General features: G+C 66.4%; 17 protein-coding genes. 8 read left to right on the forward strand and 9 right to left on the reverse strand.

Annotated features, from left to right (window positions below; translation table 11 throughout):
- Nucleotides 1-28 precede the first annotated feature (28 nt).
- Nucleotides 29-1,108 carry an AI-2E family transporter gene (locus tag JD971_RS07100; protein WP_202086916.1) on the reverse strand — a complete coding sequence of 360 codons (1,080 nt, stop codon included), beginning with the start codon at nt 1,106-1,108 and terminating at the stop codon, nt 29-31.
- 124 nt (nt 1,109-1,232) lie between these two features.
- Nucleotides 1,233-3,026: a glycoside hydrolase family 15 protein gene (locus JD971_RS07105; RefSeq protein ID WP_202086917.1), complete on the reverse strand. Its 1,794-nt coding sequence runs from the start codon at nt 3,024-3,026 to the stop codon at nt 1,233-1,235.
- Between the two features lie 304 nt (nt 3,027-3,330).
- Here JD971_RS07105 and rplM point away from each other — a divergent pair, with 304 nt between their 5' ends.
- Nucleotides 3,331-3,810: a 50S ribosomal protein L13 gene (gene rplM / locus JD971_RS07110; RefSeq protein ID WP_202086918.1), complete on the forward strand. Its 480-nt coding sequence runs from the start codon at nt 3,331-3,333 to the stop codon at nt 3,808-3,810.
- Complete coding sequence (gene rpsI / locus JD971_RS07115) at nt 3,810-4,334, forward strand: 30S ribosomal protein S9 (RefSeq protein WP_202086919.1); 525 nt, start codon at nt 3,810-3,812, stop codon at nt 4,332-4,334. Before rplM ends, rpsI begins: the two co-directional genes overlap by 1 nt.
- Before the next feature lie 93 nt (nt 4,335-4,427).
- Here the strand turns inward: rpsI and JD971_RS07120 are convergent, their stop codons facing one another.
- The 3 genes from JD971_RS07120 to JD971_RS07130 are packed head-to-tail and all read right to left on the reverse strand — an operon-like array spanning nt 4,428 to nt 6,485.
- Complete coding sequence (locus tag JD971_RS07120) at nt 4,428-5,273, reverse strand: metallophosphoesterase (RefSeq protein WP_202086920.1); 846 nt, start codon at nt 5,271-5,273, stop codon at nt 4,428-4,430.
- A gap of 22 nt (nt 5,274-5,295) precedes the next feature.
- Nucleotides 5,296-6,207 carry a diacylglycerol kinase family protein gene (locus JD971_RS07125; RefSeq protein WP_202086921.1) on the reverse strand — a complete coding sequence of 304 codons (912 nt, stop codon included), beginning with the start codon at nt 6,205-6,207 and terminating at the stop codon, nt 5,296-5,298.
- Between the two features lie 11 nt (nt 6,208-6,218).
- A complete protein-coding gene (locus JD971_RS07130) occupies nt 6,219-6,485 on the reverse strand; it encodes a hypothetical protein (RefSeq protein WP_202086922.1) in 267 nt (88 codons plus the stop codon).
- Between the two features lie 259 nt (nt 6,486-6,744).
- Here JD971_RS07130 and JD971_RS07135 point away from each other — a divergent pair, with 259 nt between their 5' ends.
- Complete coding sequence (locus JD971_RS07135) at nt 6,745-7,092, forward strand: UrcA family protein (RefSeq protein WP_202086924.1); 348 nt, start codon at nt 6,745-6,747, stop codon at nt 7,090-7,092.
- A gap of 117 nt (nt 7,093-7,209) precedes the next feature.
- Here the strand turns inward: JD971_RS07135 and JD971_RS07140 are convergent, their stop codons facing one another.
- The 3 genes from JD971_RS07140 to JD971_RS07150 form a co-directional block, all read right to left on the reverse strand.
- A complete protein-coding gene (locus JD971_RS07140; protein WP_202086926.1) occupies nt 7,210-8,007 on the reverse strand; it encodes a LytTR family DNA-binding domain-containing protein in 798 nt (265 codons plus the stop codon).
- Between the two features lie 14 nt (nt 8,008-8,021).
- The gene (locus tag JD971_RS07145; RefSeq protein ID WP_202086928.1) at nt 8,022-9,359 is read right to left on the reverse strand and encodes a sensor histidine kinase; all 1,338 of its coding nucleotides are present in this window, start codon (nt 9,357-9,359) and stop codon (nt 8,022-8,024) included.
- A gap of 105 nt (nt 9,360-9,464) precedes the next feature.
- Nucleotides 9,465-10,991, reverse strand: a complete 1,527-nt coding sequence (locus tag JD971_RS07150) for a fumarate hydratase (protein ID WP_202087438.1) — start codon at nt 10,989-10,991, stop codon at nt 9,465-9,467.
- 229 nt (nt 10,992-11,220) lie between these two features.
- Here JD971_RS07150 and JD971_RS07155 point away from each other — a divergent pair, with 229 nt between their 5' ends.
- The 4 genes from JD971_RS07155 to JD971_RS07170 are packed head-to-tail and all read left to right on the forward strand — an operon-like array spanning nt 11,221 to nt 14,309.
- A complete protein-coding gene (locus JD971_RS07155) occupies nt 11,221-11,886 on the forward strand; it encodes a protein-L-isoaspartate O-methyltransferase (protein WP_236672329.1) in 666 nt (221 codons plus the stop codon).
- Between the two features lie 17 nt (nt 11,887-11,903).
- Nucleotides 11,904-13,382: a TolC family outer membrane protein gene (locus tag JD971_RS07160; RefSeq protein ID WP_202086930.1), complete on the forward strand. Its 1,479-nt coding sequence runs from the start codon at nt 11,904-11,906 to the stop codon at nt 13,380-13,382.
- Between the two features lie 34 nt (nt 13,383-13,416).
- Nucleotides 13,417-13,887 (forward strand): DUF2497 domain-containing protein, encoded by a 471-nt coding sequence (locus tag JD971_RS07165; RefSeq protein WP_202086932.1) that lies wholly within the window; start codon nt 13,417-13,419, stop codon nt 13,885-13,887.
- Nucleotides 13,887-14,309 (forward strand): ferredoxin, encoded by a 423-nt coding sequence (locus JD971_RS07170; protein WP_236672330.1) that lies wholly within the window; start codon nt 13,887-13,889, stop codon nt 14,307-14,309. The genes JD971_RS07165 and JD971_RS07170 overlap by 1 nt, the downstream gene beginning before the upstream one ends.
- Before the next feature lie 18 nt (nt 14,310-14,327).
- On the opposite strand, the gene JD971_RS07175 is transcribed toward JD971_RS07170, so the two are convergent.
- The gene (locus JD971_RS07175) at nt 14,328-14,627 is read right to left on the reverse strand and encodes a hypothetical protein (RefSeq protein ID WP_202086934.1); all 300 of its coding nucleotides are present in this window, start codon (nt 14,625-14,627) and stop codon (nt 14,328-14,330) included.
- Nucleotides 14,628-14,705: 78 nt separating this feature from the next.
- On the opposite strand from JD971_RS07175, the gene JD971_RS07180 reads away from it, so the two are divergent.
- Nucleotides 14,706-15,137 (forward strand): CBS domain-containing protein, encoded by a 432-nt coding sequence (locus JD971_RS07180; protein ID WP_202086936.1) that lies wholly within the window; start codon nt 14,706-14,708, stop codon nt 15,135-15,137.
- The last annotated feature ends 44 nt before the right edge of the window (nt 15,138-15,181 follow it).

The following is a 15,181-nucleotide window of genomic DNA, read 5'->3' on the forward strand; positions in this document are numbered from 1 at the left end:
CGTTACATGATTCCAAGGCGGGTGCCGCTCAATCGAGCGCCATCCGCCTTTCGCGCATGATCGCCCAGCCGGACAGGAACAAGCCCGCCAGAAGCGGTCCGACCACGATCCCCGACAATCCCATCGTCGCGATCCCGCCCAGCGTGCTGACGAGGACGAGCCAGTCGGGAATGCCCGTATCGCGGCCCACCAGGATCGGGCGCAGCACATTGTCGGCCAGCCCGATGACCAGCACGCCCGACGCGATCACCACGAGCCCCTGCCAGATCGCACCCGTCGCCAGCAGCCAGATCGCCACCGGCACCCACACGATGGCCGGACCCAGCGCCGGCAGCAGCGAGAACAGCGCCATCAGCAATCCGAACAGCAGCGCCGACGGCACCCCCACGATCCAGAATGTCACGGCGCCCAGTGCCCCCTGTACCAGGCCGACGACGACGGATCCCTTGATCGTGGCGCGCACGATGGTGGTGAAACTATCCATCAACCGGCGCGCGATGGCGGCGTCCATCGGCAGCGAATCGCGGATGATCGGCACCATGTGGCGCCCGTCGCGCAGCAGGAAATAGGTGACGTAGAGCCCGACCGCGAAGGTGAGGGCAAAGGAGAACGCGCTGCCCCCGATGCTGACCGCCTGGCTGGCGATGATGCCGGCGCTCTGCCGCAGGAAATCGAGCACCTGCTCCTGTATCGCGGCGAAATCGCCATAGCCCGACTGGTCGATCATCGCGCGGATGCGGATCGGCAGGCTGTCATGCAGGATCACGTAGTAATCGGAGATGTCGACCGGATTTTCCAGCAGCGAGAAATAGATCGCCGTCGCCTGCTCCACCACGATCGTGCCGATGGCGATGGCGGGCACCACGATCGCAAAGGTGATGACGAGCAGCGTCAGGATCGCGGCACGGTTCTCCTTCCCCCCCAGATTGACGAGGATGCGGCGGTAGAGCGGCTGAAACATGATGGCGGCCAGCATCGCCCATAGCACCGCCGACACGAACGGCCACGATACCCACACCATGGCGAGCGTGATGAGCGCGAGGAAGACGATGAAGCCGCCCCGTTCCACCCCGCGCCGATACGGACGTTTGGCATTGTCGTTGTTCATGTCGTGCAGCCTTCTTGCCGGCAAAGTGCCCACCGGGTCACAAGGCGCGGTCTTTCACCGGACAGCCCCGCGCGTCAATGGCCAGCGACCGCTCTGTTCCCGACGGAGCTGAAAGCCGGGGCGCCTAACGCCCGTCCGTGTGCCGGTCGAGCCCGCGGGCCGAATCGATCCGCGCCGCCAGCCCGATAAGCGCCAGATGGGAAAGCGCCTGCGGAAAATTGCCGAGCTGGCGGTCGCCGCCGGTTTCGAGCTGTTCGGCGAGCAGGCCAAGATCGTTGGACCGTGCGCATAGCCGGTCGAGCATCGCACGCGCGTCGTCCTTGCGCCCCTGAAGATAGAGCACGTCGCCGAGCCAGCAGCACACCGCCACGAACGCGCCCTCGCCGCAGGTCAGCCCGTCGTCGGTGTCCTCGGGATCGTAGCGGCGCACGAGCCCGCTTTCGCACAGTTCCGCCTCGATCCGGGCGACGGTGGCGATCATCTTGTCATCGCATGCGTCGATGAAGCCCACTGTCGGCAGGCGCAGGACCGCCGCGTCCAGTTCGGGCCGGTCGAACGCGCCGACGAAACTGCCGCGCTCCGCGTTCCACCCTTTTTCCATCACCAGCGCCTTTACCCTGTCGGCAAGGTCGCAATAATGCGCGGACAGGTCGGGATCGTCCTCGCGGAACCAGCACGCGGCGCGGTCGAACGCGACCCAGCACATGACCTTGGAATAGGTGTGATGGCGCAGCGGCCCGCGGCTTTCCCAGATGCCGGCGTCGGGCTCCTCCCACAAATCCTCGACCCGCGCGGTGAGCAGGCGCATGAGCTGATCGCTCGTCTCGCCGTCGGCGATGCCTTCCTGTTTTGCCTGGTAAAGCGCGTCGATCACCTCGCCATAGATGTCGAGCTGCAATTGCTCCACCGCGCCATTGCCGAAGCGGACCGGCGTCGATTCCTCGAACCCCGGAAGCCAGGGCGCCTCCCATTCCAGCGTGCGGTGGTCGCCGGTGACAGTATAGAACGGCTGCACGTCGATCGGATCGCCGCCGACCGCCCGGCGCAGCCATTCGATCCACGCGCGCGCCTCCTCGCCGAACCCCATCCGGGTGAGCGCGAGCAGCGAAAGCGTCGCATCGCGCAGCCAGCAGAAGCGATAGTCCCAGTTCCGCTCCCCGCCGAGCTCTTCGGGAAGCGACGCGGTCGGCGCGGCGACGATGCCGCCGGTGCGCCGGTGGATCATCGCCTTCAACGTGATGAGCGATCGCACGACGATGGCGCGATGCCCGCCCTCGTAATCGAGTTCGCCGATCCAGCCGGCCCAGAACGCCTCGGTCTCGCGCAGCGCCTCGTCCGGGTCGACGCGGCAGGGCGCCTCCTCATGGCTGGGATACCAGCTCAGCACGAAGCGGCTCTTTTCGCCCTTCTTCAACCGGCGATGGGTGCAGAAACGCCGGTCCGCAAATTCGATCGGATCGTCGAAATCGAGCGCGACGCCGTCCGGCCCGCTGATCGCGAGGGCGCGCGCGCCGTCCTCCTGCCTCACGAGCGGATGGACCCGCCCGTAATCGAAACGCAGCGCCAGTTCGCTCTTCAGCGCGACCTCGCCGTCGATGCATTCGACGATGCGGACGACATCGGGGGTGTCGCCCCGCTCCGACATGAAATCGACGATGCGGATCGTGCCGGTGTCGCAGGTGAGATCGGTTTCGAGGATCAGGCTCTCGCCGCGATAGCGCCGGTCGGTTGCGGTGATCGGGCCGTCTGGCATCATGCGCCAGCACCCGTTTTCGTGATCGCCCAGGAGTGCGGTCAGGCACGCCTCCCCGTCGAAACGGGGGAAGCACAGCCATTCGATGGCCCCGTCGCGCCCGACCAGCGCCGCCGTCTCCCCATCGCCGATCATCGCGTAATCGGCGATCCTGCGCTGGCTCATCGCGGTCGTCCACCCGTCCGCCGCAGAGGATCGGGATGGCGGCGGAACGTGACGGATGGGCGGAATGCAAGGATCATGCGAGGATAAAACCCGGGCATGATCTTCGTTCCTCGGCGCCCGTTGCCGGGGCGCGGCAAATACCGCCCGCGACAGGGCCAGCGATTGCGACGGTATTATTTTACCTCTCCGCAAACCCCCGCATTCGCTTGACTTGGACATGGGAAACGGCGAAAGCGCCCCCACTTCGCGCTCGGATTCGTTCCGGCGCGATTCTCGTATTATTCCAATCGAAGGAACTGAAGCCATGAAGGCGCTCAGCACCCAGACCCGGTCGATCAAGCCGGTAGAGGTCGAAAAGAAATGGCACATCATCGATGCGGACGGCCTCGTCGCCGGGCGCGTCGCGGTGATCATCGCCAATATCCTGCGCGGCAAGCACAAGCCGAGCTTTACCCCGCATGTCGATTGCGGCGACCACGTCATCGTGCTGAACGCGGGCAAGGTCCGCTTCACCGGCAAGAAGATGAACGACAAGGTCTATTACAAGCACACCGGCTATGCCGGCGGCATCAAGGAAACCACCCCGGCCAAGATCCTGGAAGGGCGTTTTCCCGAGCGTGTGCTCGAAAAGGCCGTGGAACGCATGATCCCGCGCGGCCCCCTCGGCCGTCAGCAGATGAAGGCGCTGCATCTCTACAACGGCACCGAACATCCCCACGATGGTCAGCAGCCCGAGGTGATCGACGTCGCCGCCCGCAATCGCAAGAACAAGGTTAGTGCGTAATGGCTGACAATGAAGTGAAAGACCTGTCCGATCTCAAGGATCTGACCGAAGGCACCGAGATCGCGGACACCGAAACCGCCGCGCCGACCGCGCCCGCCGCCCCGACCGCGCCGCTGCGCGAGCAGGAGCTGGACGCACAGGGCCGCGCCTACGCCACCGGCCGCCGCAAGGATGCGACCGCCCGCGTCTGGCTCAAGCCCGGCAGCGGCAAGATCACGGTCAACGGCCGCGATCAGGAAGTGTATTTCGCACGTCCCACCCTGCGTCTCGTCCTCAATCAGCCGTTCGGCGTGACCGAGCGTGAAGGCCAGTACGACGTCGTCGCCACGGTAAAGGGCGGCGGTCTTTCGGGTCAGGCCGGCGCGGTCAAGCACGGCATCGCGCAGGCGCTGTCGAAGTTCGAGCCTGCCCTGCGCAGCGCCGTCAAGGCCGAGGGTTTCCTCACCCGTGACAGCCGCGTCGTGGAGCGCAAGAAGTACGGCCGTGCGAAGGCACGCCGCAGCTTCCAGTTCTCGAAGCGCTGATCGCTCGCGCGCCATCGCAAAAGAAAAGGGCCTGCCATTGCGGCGGGCCCTTTTTTCATGCGCGAGCGACGCGCGTGGCGGATCGGCCGGGCATCAATGCACAGGCGGATCGACCTTGGGCACCGCATTGGCCGGCGCGACGGGTTCGTCCGGGTCGCGCGGCGGCTTCGCATTTTCCGGCACGTCGCGGATCTGCATGTCCGGGGTGGCGAACCGCTCCAGATTGCGGACATTGACGGTGAGTTCGCCCCCGTTGTAGCGCAATTCGTTGAAACTGGGCGGCGTCGAGCGCAGCCGTTGCGACAGCGTGCCCGCACCGATCATGCGCACCGGCCCGGCGTCTGTATCCTGCACCAGATCGAACGCGTCGTGCACATGTCCCGACAAGACGGCGAGCACCCCGCGCTTCGCCAGTTCGCGCAGCGCATTGTCGCCCCCATGGGTCAGCGCAGTGCCGCGCGTCCCCACCTCCACCAGCGGATGGTGACAGGTGACGAGCGCGCGCGTGCCCGGCGGCAGGCGGTCCAGCGCGTCAAGCGTGTGCGTCAACGCCGCATCGGTGACCCACCCCTTCGACCAGTTGAGCCGCCATTGCGCCCGCGCCGCGGTTTTCAGCGGCACGATGGCCAGCCCCGCCAGATCGAGCTCCTTTTCCAGCAGGCTCTCGATCGCGCGGAACCGCTTGTAGGGGGAAAAGAACCGCTCGATCGGGTTGAAATAGGGCATGTCGTGATTGCCGACCTCGACCGTGACGGGCACATCGAGCGCGCTGATCCATTTGCACGCCGCGTCGAATTCGCGGTGCCGCGCGCGCATGGTCAGATCGCCGGTGATGGCGACCGCATCGGGGCGCTGGCTTTCGATCTCGTCGGCGACCCAGCGCAGCGCGGCCACGTCCTCCAGCCCGAAATGAATATCGCTCAGATGAAATAGAAGCATGGTGTTCCCTGTTGGTGGCGTGTCACGCGCGCTCGCCCAATATGTCGAGATCGAGCTGCCGATGCCAGAGCGTGACCGGGCTGTCCGCTTCGCAGCGTTCGCCGTCCATCATCATCGCGATCGGCGCGCCGCCCTCGGTCTCGCAATCCAGCGTGTCGACGCAGGCGAGCGTTTCGTGCGGACCCTCGCGGAAATTGCGGGCGATGACGGCGGCCCCCTGCGCAAGGAAATCGGCCAGCGTTTCGGGGCCGTACCCCTCCACCGCGAAATCGTCGACGCGTGGAACCAGCCGCACCCCCGAATAGCCAGCCGCCTTGCCCAGTGCCGGGCGCACCAGCCGGACCATCGGCCCGTTCACGCTCTGCCCCGCGGCGTCGAGCGCGTCCTCCACGAACTTGCCGATATCGTAGCCGCGCATGTCCTCGCGCACGTCGGCCCATTTCGCGCCGGGGCCGAGCAGCATCTCCGAAAGCGCCAGCCCCTTGTCGCAGCACACGCAGCCGATGCGCCGCCGCGACAGGTTGCCGGCGGTGAATTGCGCGACGATCCGTTCCAGATCCACGTCGGTATAGAGCCTGTGGCACAGGAGATTGGCCGTTCCGCCCGGCAGGGGGAGCAATTGCCCGTCCCACCCCTCCACATTGGTGACCGCGCCATTGATCGTGCCGTCGCCGCCATGCACCGCCAGCGTGCCGACGCCCGCGCCTTCGAGCGCGGCGCGATCGGGCATGCCGTCTGTCTGGCAATCGAGAATCCGGTCCGGGCCGCGCCCCGAAAGCGAGAGCCGCTCGCGCAGCATTTCGATGCGGCCCTGCTGATGGCTGCCGCTGGTTCCGTTGACCAGAAGCCATAAAGGCATGTGCGAACTCATGCCATCACAGCGCGGCATCGCCGGGCCGGTTCCCCCCTCGCCCGAATATATTGCACCCGGCATGGCCGGATCGTTCACACCCGCCGCGTCACGATGAGCCAGACCGCCACCGCATTCACCGCGGTATAGCCGGCATAGACCCAGCCCGCCCACATGGCCCCGGTCCCCACCATCAGCATCGCGGCGAGCAGGATCGCAAACTCGCTGCCGAGCGCGATCCGCCCGCCCAGCTTGTGCACGAACCACGGCATCCGCCCCAGCGCCGGATGCCCGCTTTCGAGGACGGCCCGCTGCATCGCGAAATTGATCATGCCGAGGAGGAAGGGAAGGATCAGCGCCATTGCGGCCGCAGCCTACGCCCATCGCGGCGATTCGCCCACCGCCGACACGCGCTTTGGGGAGTCGCCCCAAACCCGGCCATGTCGTTTGCCGATGCCGGTCGGTCGTTCGTCGGCCATGCTCGACGCCGGACGACCCGGATGCGCCGCTGGGCGAAGGCGGCGTGCGGCGCGGCGGGCGGCGGCATAGACCGGTCTTCGTCAACAGGCACTCGCTTCTTCCGACACCTTCGCGAGGCCGTAACGAGAAGGAACCGAAACCATGTTTGCACGCACTTTCAAGAAAACGTTCGCCCCCGCCCTGACCGCCGCCGCCGTGCTGGCCGCGCCGCTGATCGCGACGCCCGCCCACGCCGGCCCCTGGGTGCAGCGCGGCGACAACGTGGGCGCCACGAAAATGGTCCAGGTGAACGACCTCGACCTGTCGACCGAGGAGGGTCAGCGCATGCTCGAAAAGCGCGTGAAGGCCGCCGCCTACGACGTGTGCCTCTACACCGTGAGCGGCATGGTCGCCACGCCGGACGAGCAGAAAGCCTGTGTCCGCATCGCGCTTCAGCGCAGCGAGGGACAGATGGCGACCGCGATCAACAACGCCCGTTACGGCGGCTGAACGCCCCAAGCATCAGCCGTCGGCGCCCGGCCCGGACCAGTCCCCCGGTCCGGGCGCTTTCGCGTATCGCGCGCCCGGTCGCGCATTGCGCCGGGTTATGCGCGCATCGTGCCGGGTTCAACGGCCCGCCATCGCCTTTACCGCCTTTAAATAGGTCCGCCCGATGCGCACCGCGCTGTCGTCGGCAAGCTCTGCACACCATACGCCCAGCCCTTCGTGGCGCAGCCCGGCGATGAAATCGCGGCGTAATATGGTCGAGCGATGCACGCGGATGAAATCGGCAGGCGCAAGCCTTTCCTCCAGCCCGCCAATCGTTTCGAGCAGCAGATAGCTGACCTCCCCCACATGCAGGCGGACATAATCGCGCTCCGCATCGATGCGCTGCACGTCGCGTGCCGCAATGCGCAGCAATTCGGAGCGATGCGGCACCCAGAATTCGTCGATATGGTCCTGCCCCCCCACAGGATCGGAGCGGGCACCGGCTTGCGTTTCGCGCGGCCCGTCGCCGCCCCGACCATCACCGCCGCTCCCCTCCCGCCGCGAGAGGGCGCGCGTCACCGCCCGTTCCAGCCTGTCCGCCGCCACGGGTTTCAGCACGTAATCCACCGCGTCGAGGTCGAATGCCTCCACCGCAAAGCTGTCGTGCGCGGTGACGAAGATCACCGCCGGGCGAGGCGCGTCGCCCGCCGCATCGCGCGATGCAAGGGCGATGTGGCGCGCGACCGAAAGCCCGTCGAGTTCGGGCATCGTCATGTCGAGCAGGACGAGATCGGGGCGCAGCGCGTCGATCATGCGCAGGGCGGCGGCCCCGTCGGCGGCGGTGCCCACGATCCGCAGCGTCTCGATACGCGCGCAGATGACCTGCAACCGTTCGATCGCCAGAGGTTCGTCATCGACGATCAGCGTCTGCAACATGCGTGCCTCCCCGCTCACCCCTCGGCCCGCCTGCGTGCCGGACCGACCCGTTCGAGCGGCATGCGGATCACCGTGCGCCAGCCTGCGCCGGTGCTCCCGCTGACGACGGTGGCGTTTTCGCCGTACCGGATGCGGAGCCGGTTGCGGACGTTGTCCACGCCGATGCCGCACCCTTCCGCCTTGGCGCCCGTCAGCGTGTCGCCCGGCCCGTCATCCGCGATGGTGAGGACGAGCCGGCCATATTCCTCCTCCGCCGCCACGCGGATCGTGACCGGGCGGGTGAGCGGGGCGACCGCATATTTCACGCTGTTCTCGATCAACGGCTGCAGGATCATGCCCGGCACCCGCGCATCGCCAAGCGCGTCGGGCACGTCGAAAGTCGTGTGCAGCCGTTCGGGAAAGCGCACCGATTCGATGCGGAGATAGGCGCGCTGCAATTCGATCTCCTCGGCCAGCGGCACGTCGCCCGACGGATCGCCCGACAGGCTGCGGCGGTAAAACGTGCTGATCGACTGGATCATGGTTTCGGCCTGCTGCGCCCGGTTCGTCATGACCAGCGCGGACAGCGAGTTGAGCGTGTTGAACAGGAAATGCGGGTTGACCTGATACCGGAGCGAGCGCAGCTCCGCCGCCTTCGCCGCGCGGCGATATTCGCCCTCGCGCCGTTCGGCGGTGCGCGCGTTCTGCGCCTGCGTCAGCGCGATATAAAGCGCCGCCCACGCAATCAGGAGGAAATACCGACCGAGCGCAATATCGGTGAGCTGCCGCCACATCATCTCCTCGCGGGAGAGGCTGTCGATGGTAATGGTGCCGGAGGTCGCGTCGTCGGGCATCGGCACCGCAGGCGGCGGCGGCGCACTGGTATCGCCATCGGGCAAGGCGCTCGTATCTCCATTGGGCACAGAAGGCGCCTCGGGCGGGGCGATGTCGGAGGGCGCGCGCAGGCCCGGCAGATCGACGAGCAGATTGCCCGCCTCGTCCCGGTGCATGCGCAGGCCCTGCTTTTCCGCCATGCGCGTATTCACCCGCATCTCGACATCGGCAAACACGCGCTGATTGATCACGGCGAGGAGGAGCGCCGCCGGCAATGCCGCGAACAGCGCGATGAACACGCGCAGCCCGATCCGCCGGTCGTCGAACCCGCGCAGCACGAGCCAGAGCAGCACCGTCACCGCAATGCTCGCCAGCGACACCGCCCCGCGCAGCGCCAGCAATTCGCCCTGATACTCCAGTTCGAGCAGCCAGCCGCGCGCGGTGACGAGCGCGAAATAGCACGCCCACAGCCCCGCCATCGACAGAAGGACGGTGGGAAGCGGTACGCGGGCAGGCCCTATCGGTGCGTCGTCATCCATACCGGCCCTTTGCTATCGCGCCCGCACGCAATAGGCCAGCGCGCGCATGTCGCCTGTCGATGCCAGTCTGTCGCCCGTCGAATGACGCGCGCGCACCATGCCGGCTCAACCGGCGGTGAGAAGCCCTTCCTTCGCGATCTTCTCACGCCAGACCAGCGGGGCGAGCGTGTGCACGTTCTTGCCCTCTGCATCGACGGCGACGGTGACGGGCATGTCCTCGACCCGGAATTCGTAAATCGCCTCCATGCCGAGATCCTCGAACCCGACGACCTTCGCATCCTTGATCGCGCGGGACACGAGATAGGCCGCGCCGCCCGTCGCCATCAGATAGGCGACCTTGTGCTTTGCGATCACGTCGACGGCGCCCTGCCCGCGCTCCGCCTTGCCGATCATGGCGAGCAGGCCGAGATCGAGCATCATGTCGGTGAACTTGTCCATGCGCGTCGCGGTGGTGGGGCCGGCGGGGCCGACCACCTCGCCCACGACCGGATCGACCGGCCCGACATAGTAGATCGCCCGGCCCTTGAATTCGACCGGCAGCTCCTCCCCGCGCTCCAGCATGTCGGCAATACGCTTGTGCGCCGCGTCACGCCCGGTGAGCATGTGGCCGGAAAGCAGCAGCCGGTCGCCATGTTTCCAGCTCTGCACCTCCTCCGCGCTCAGCGTGTCGAGATCGACGCGGCGCGCCGAATCGTCCGGCTTCCAGCCGACCTTGGGCCATTCGTCGAGCTTGGGCGGATCGATAAAGCTGGGCCCGCTGCCGTCCAGGGTGAAATGCGCATGGCGGGTCGCGGCGCAATTGGGGATCATCGCGACCGGCTTGCCCGCGGCGTGGCACGGCCAGTCGAGGATTTTCACGTCGAGCACGGTGGACAGCCCGCCCAGCCCCTGCGCCCCGATGCCGAGCGCGTTGACCTTGTCGAAAATCTCGATGCGCAGCTTCTCGATATCGTTCTGCGGCCCCCGCTGCTTTAGCTGCCCCATGTCGATCGGATCCATCAGCGATTGCTTCGCCAGCTTCACGCAATGTTCCGCCGTGCCGCCGATCCCGATGCCCAGCATGCCGGGCGGGCACCAGCCGGCGCCCATCTGCGGGATCATGTCGAGCACCCAGTCGACGATATTGTCGGACGGGTTCATCATCTTGAACTTGGACTTGTTCTCGCTGCCGCCGCCCTTCGCCGCGACATCGACCGACACCGTGTCGCCCGGCACCATTTCGACCGACAGCACGCACGGGGTGTTGTCCTTCGTATTGCGGCGGGTGAAGGCCGGATCGGCGAGGATCGAGGCGCGCAGCTTGTTTTCCGGGTTGTTATAGGCGCGGCGCACCCCTTCATCCACGACCTCCTGCATGCTGCGATCCGACGCGAGGCGGCAATTCTGACCCCATTTTACGAACACGTTGACGATGCCGGTGTCCTGGCAGATCGGGCGGTGCCCTTCGGCGCACATGCGGCTGTTGGTGAGGATCTGCGCGATTGCGTCCTTGGCGGCGGGGTTCGCCTCGGCATCATGCGCCTCGCCGAGCGCCTTGATGTAGTCCATCGGGTGATAGAAGCTGATGTATTGCAGCGCGTCGGCCACGCTGTCGATCAGGTCCGCTTCCTCGATTGTCACCATCTGCGCCATCGTCTTGTCCCCGTCATGCGGCGCCTCGCGCCCGTTGCTCATGCCCGTTACCTGTATTCTGGCGCCTCTACCCGCCCGTCCCGCGATTGCCAAGATGGCGTGCCACATCGGGTCTTTTACCCGCGCGCGCGATCGGGTAACGCCCGCGCTCATCGGGCGATTGCATGACTGTATTATTGTGCTAAGACAGTGCCCGAACCGGATCCTTTTGCGAAAGAAGAGAATCACCATGGCGACCGCCCCCGCCGACACCGTCACTCCCCAAGATTTCGCCCGCGCCCGCCGCGCCATGATCGACAGCCAGCTTCGCCCCAGCGGCATTACCGCCGACTGGCTGCTCGACGCGATGGGCACCGCCCCGCGTGAGGATTACGTCGCCGCCGACCTGCGTTCCGTCGCCTATATGGACCGGTCGCTGCCGCTGGGCGAAGGGCGCGCGATGTCCTCCCCCTTTGCGCAGGCGCGACTGTTGCAGGAGGCACGCCCGCGCGATGACGACCGCGCGCTTCTGATCGCGGGCGGGACCGGCTATCTCGCCGCGCTGCTCGGCCCGCGTGTCGCAACGCTCGACGTGGTCGAACCCGATGCCCGCCTGTCGGGCGCCTGTCCGCACAACGGGCGCGGCAACTGGCACAATGCCCCGCTTGAAAACGGGCTGCCCGATGGCGCCCCCTACGACCTCATCGTGATCGACGGCGCGGTCGAGGCACTTCCCGCCGATTTCGCGAATCAGCTGGGCGATAATGGCCGCATCGTCATGGGCACCGTGACCCGCGGCGTGACGCGGATCGCGATCGGCCGCAAATCCGGCGATGCCATCGCGGTACAGCCGCTCGCCGAAATGGGCTTTCCGATTCTCTCCGCCTTCGCGAAACCGAAAAGCTGGAGCTTCTAACCATGCAGCGCGGCGCGATGGGTTCGCCTCCCCGGACGGCTGCGCGCCTGCTCGTCCGCGTCGCGGCATGTTCGGCCCTGGCATTCGGCACGGCGGCGCATGCCGATACGCTGCAGGAAGCGCTGGCCAAGGCGTATCGGTCGAATCCGACGGTGCAGGCCGCGCGGGCCGATTTGCGCGCCGTGGACGCCAATGTCGCCATCAACGAGGCGGACGAACGCCCCAATGTAGCGGCAACCGGCACCTATATCGAATTCCTGCGGCAAAGTTCGAACGCCTTCACCGCGCCCGACCGCGCGTTCAACGGCGGGCTCGAACTGTCCGTGCCGATCTATCAGGGCGGGTCGGTGCGCAATTCGATCCGCGCGGCCAAGGAACGGGTGCAGGCCGGGCGCGCCGACCTGCGCGGTACGGAAAGCACGATCTTCAACCAGGTCGTCGCCGCCTACATGGACGTGATCCGCGATTCCGCCGTCGTCCGGCTCAACCGGCAGAATGTCGATGCGCTGGGCATCAACCTGCAATCGACCCGCGACCGGTTCGAGATCGGAATCCTCACGCGCACCGATGTCGCGCAATCGGGCTCGCGTCTCGCCCTTGCACAGAGCGACCTGCTCACCGCGCAGTCGAATCTCATCGCGAGCCGCGAACGCTATATTCAGCTTGTCGGAGAGGCGCCGACCGACCTGCAACCGCCGCCGCCGCTCCCCAATCTTCCCGATAGCCCGCAGGCCGCGGTCGAGGTCGCCTTAAGCGAAAATCCCGACCTGCTCGCCGCGCGCGAACGCAGCCAGGCGGCGCAATACGACATTCGCGTGGCCGGCGTAAGCCGTCTCCCCACGCTCGAGGTCTATACCAGCGGGGCCTATCAGAATTTCTTCGGCACGCTCGGCGGGGTGAACTCCGCACTCATCCAGCAGGCCGAAACCACGGCGCAGGCAGGCGCCCGGCTCCGCGTGCCGATCTTTCAGGGCGGCCGGCCCGCCGCGCTCGAACGGCAGGCGCAGGCCCGTGCCTCCTCGCAGCTCGAAAACGAGATCGCGATCGAGCGTGACGTGATCGCGCAGGTGCGCGCCTCCTACGCCTCGTGGATCGCGGCGCGGCAGGTGATCGACGCGTCCACCACCGCCGTCGATGCCGCGGAACTCAGCCTCGAAGGGGTGCGCGCGGAAAATACGGTCGGCAATCGCACCGTGCTCGATATTCTCGATGCCGAACGCGAATTCCTCAATGCGCAGGTGCAGCTCGTCACCGCGCGGCGCAACGCCTATGTCGCGGGGTTCTCGCTGCTCGCCGCGATGGGGAAGGCGGAGGCGGAGGATCTCGCGCTCGACGTCGGGCCGCTTTACGATCCGATCGCCGGATATGATCGCGTGACCGGCAATTGGTGGGACTGGGCCAGCGACGACGATCCGGTCGCGCAATCGACCCGCACCGTTGACACGCCGGCACAAGACGCCAGAATCCCGGAACAGCCGGTGCTCACCCCGCAATAGGGTGCCTCGACCGGGCACAGCGAAAGGGATTTCATTGCCACAGGACGGCGAACAATCGGTCGACGAAATTCTCCGTTCGATCAAGAAGGTCATCATCCGCGACGATCGTCACCCGTCCGGCGGCGATGCACCGATGCCGCGCCGCAACGAACCGGCCCGCCATGATGCCGGCGCGCAGGACGCGGATTGGCACGAACGCGATAGGGCCGATCGCGCCGCGTCGAATGACATGCCGGACGACTTCGCACAAGACGGGCGCGAGGCGGATGGCGATGCCCCCCTGATCGAGAATGCAGCGCGCGACGCCATTGGCGAATCGCTGGCCGCCTTGTCCGGTCTGTCGGCAACGCCGCCGTCGGCGAACGGGCCGCCGAACAATGCGCTGGAGGAGATGATCCGCGAGATGCTGCGCCCCATGCTCAAGCAATGGCTCGACGACAACCTGCCCGAGATCGTCGAACGCATCGTACAGCGCGAAGTGCGTCGCATCACGGGCCGCTCGTAATGGGAAAGCACCCCCGGACGATGGAAGAAACCTTTGCCAGGGCGCAGGAGAAACTGCCGAAGGCGCGGGCCTGCCTGCGCTCCGTCGGGGGTGACGCGATGCAGCGGCACATTTTCCTCTGCGCGGATCAGACGAAGGCGAAGTGCTGCTCCAAAGAGGTCGGCATCGAAAGCTGGAACTATCTTAAAAAACGGCTGTCGAAGCTTGGTCTCGACCGCAAGGGCGGCGTGATGCGCACGAAGGCGAATTGCCTGCGCGTGTGTCAGTCGGGACCGCTGGCCGTCATCTATCCCGACAATGTCTGGTACTGGGGCTGCACGCCGGAAGTGCTGGAGGAAATCATCCAGAAGCACCTCATCGGCGGCGAGCCGGTCGAGGCCTATCGCCTGCGCACACCGGATGACGCTATCGTCGAAAGCTGATCGGCGGCGCGCCTGCGCTTACCACAGATCCTTTGCATCCTCGCCGAGCCGGTCGTCCACCGCTTCGTCATGGCCGGTCCCGCTGGACAGGAAAACCAGCCCCATCAATCCCGCCATCAGCATCATGGCGAGCCCGATGCCCAGCCCCGTCGCGATGTAGAAATGGATCGAGACCAGCCCGTTGCGCCAGTACAGCAGGCCGAGCGATACGGCCACGACCACGACGGTCACCACGACCATGAAGCGCATCAGACGCTTGTACCGGCCCCACGCGAAGGAGGAATTGTCCGGATCGTCGAGGGGGGACCGTGATGTCATAGGCGCCAAGATGGGCGTATTGCGCGATGCTGGCAAGGGGCGGCGTTTGATGGCATGATACCCATGGGGAGAACGACCATGACCATTCGCACAATCATTGATGCCCGCAATGTCGACATCGTCACATGCCGGCCCGACATGACCGTTGCCGAGGCCGTCGCGCTGTTGTCCGCGCAAAGCATCGGGGCCATGCCCGTCATCGACGATACCGGCGGCGTGGCGGGCATATTTTCGGAACGCGATGTGATCCGCTGTCTCGAGGTGCATGGCGCCGCGGCGATGGACCACCGGGTGTCGAGCGCGATGACCGCCCCGGCGATTACCGTGTCGCCCGACACGACCGAGGATGAGGCATTGTCGCTCATGACACAGCGGCGCTTTCGCCATTTGCCGGTAATGGACGGGGACACGATGGTCGATTTCGTATCGATCGGCGATCTGGTGAAGGCGAAGACCGACGCGATCGAGGCCGAGGCCAAGGCGATGCGCAGCTACATCCATAACGCCTGAGGCGGCGCGGCCGCACGCGCATCTTGCCGCACGGGGCCGCGCGC

Origin of the sequence: Croceicoccus sp. YJ47 (assembly GCF_016745095.1) — a bacterium.
Taxonomy (GTDB): Bacteria; Pseudomonadota; Alphaproteobacteria; order Sphingomonadales; family Sphingomonadaceae; genus Croceicoccus.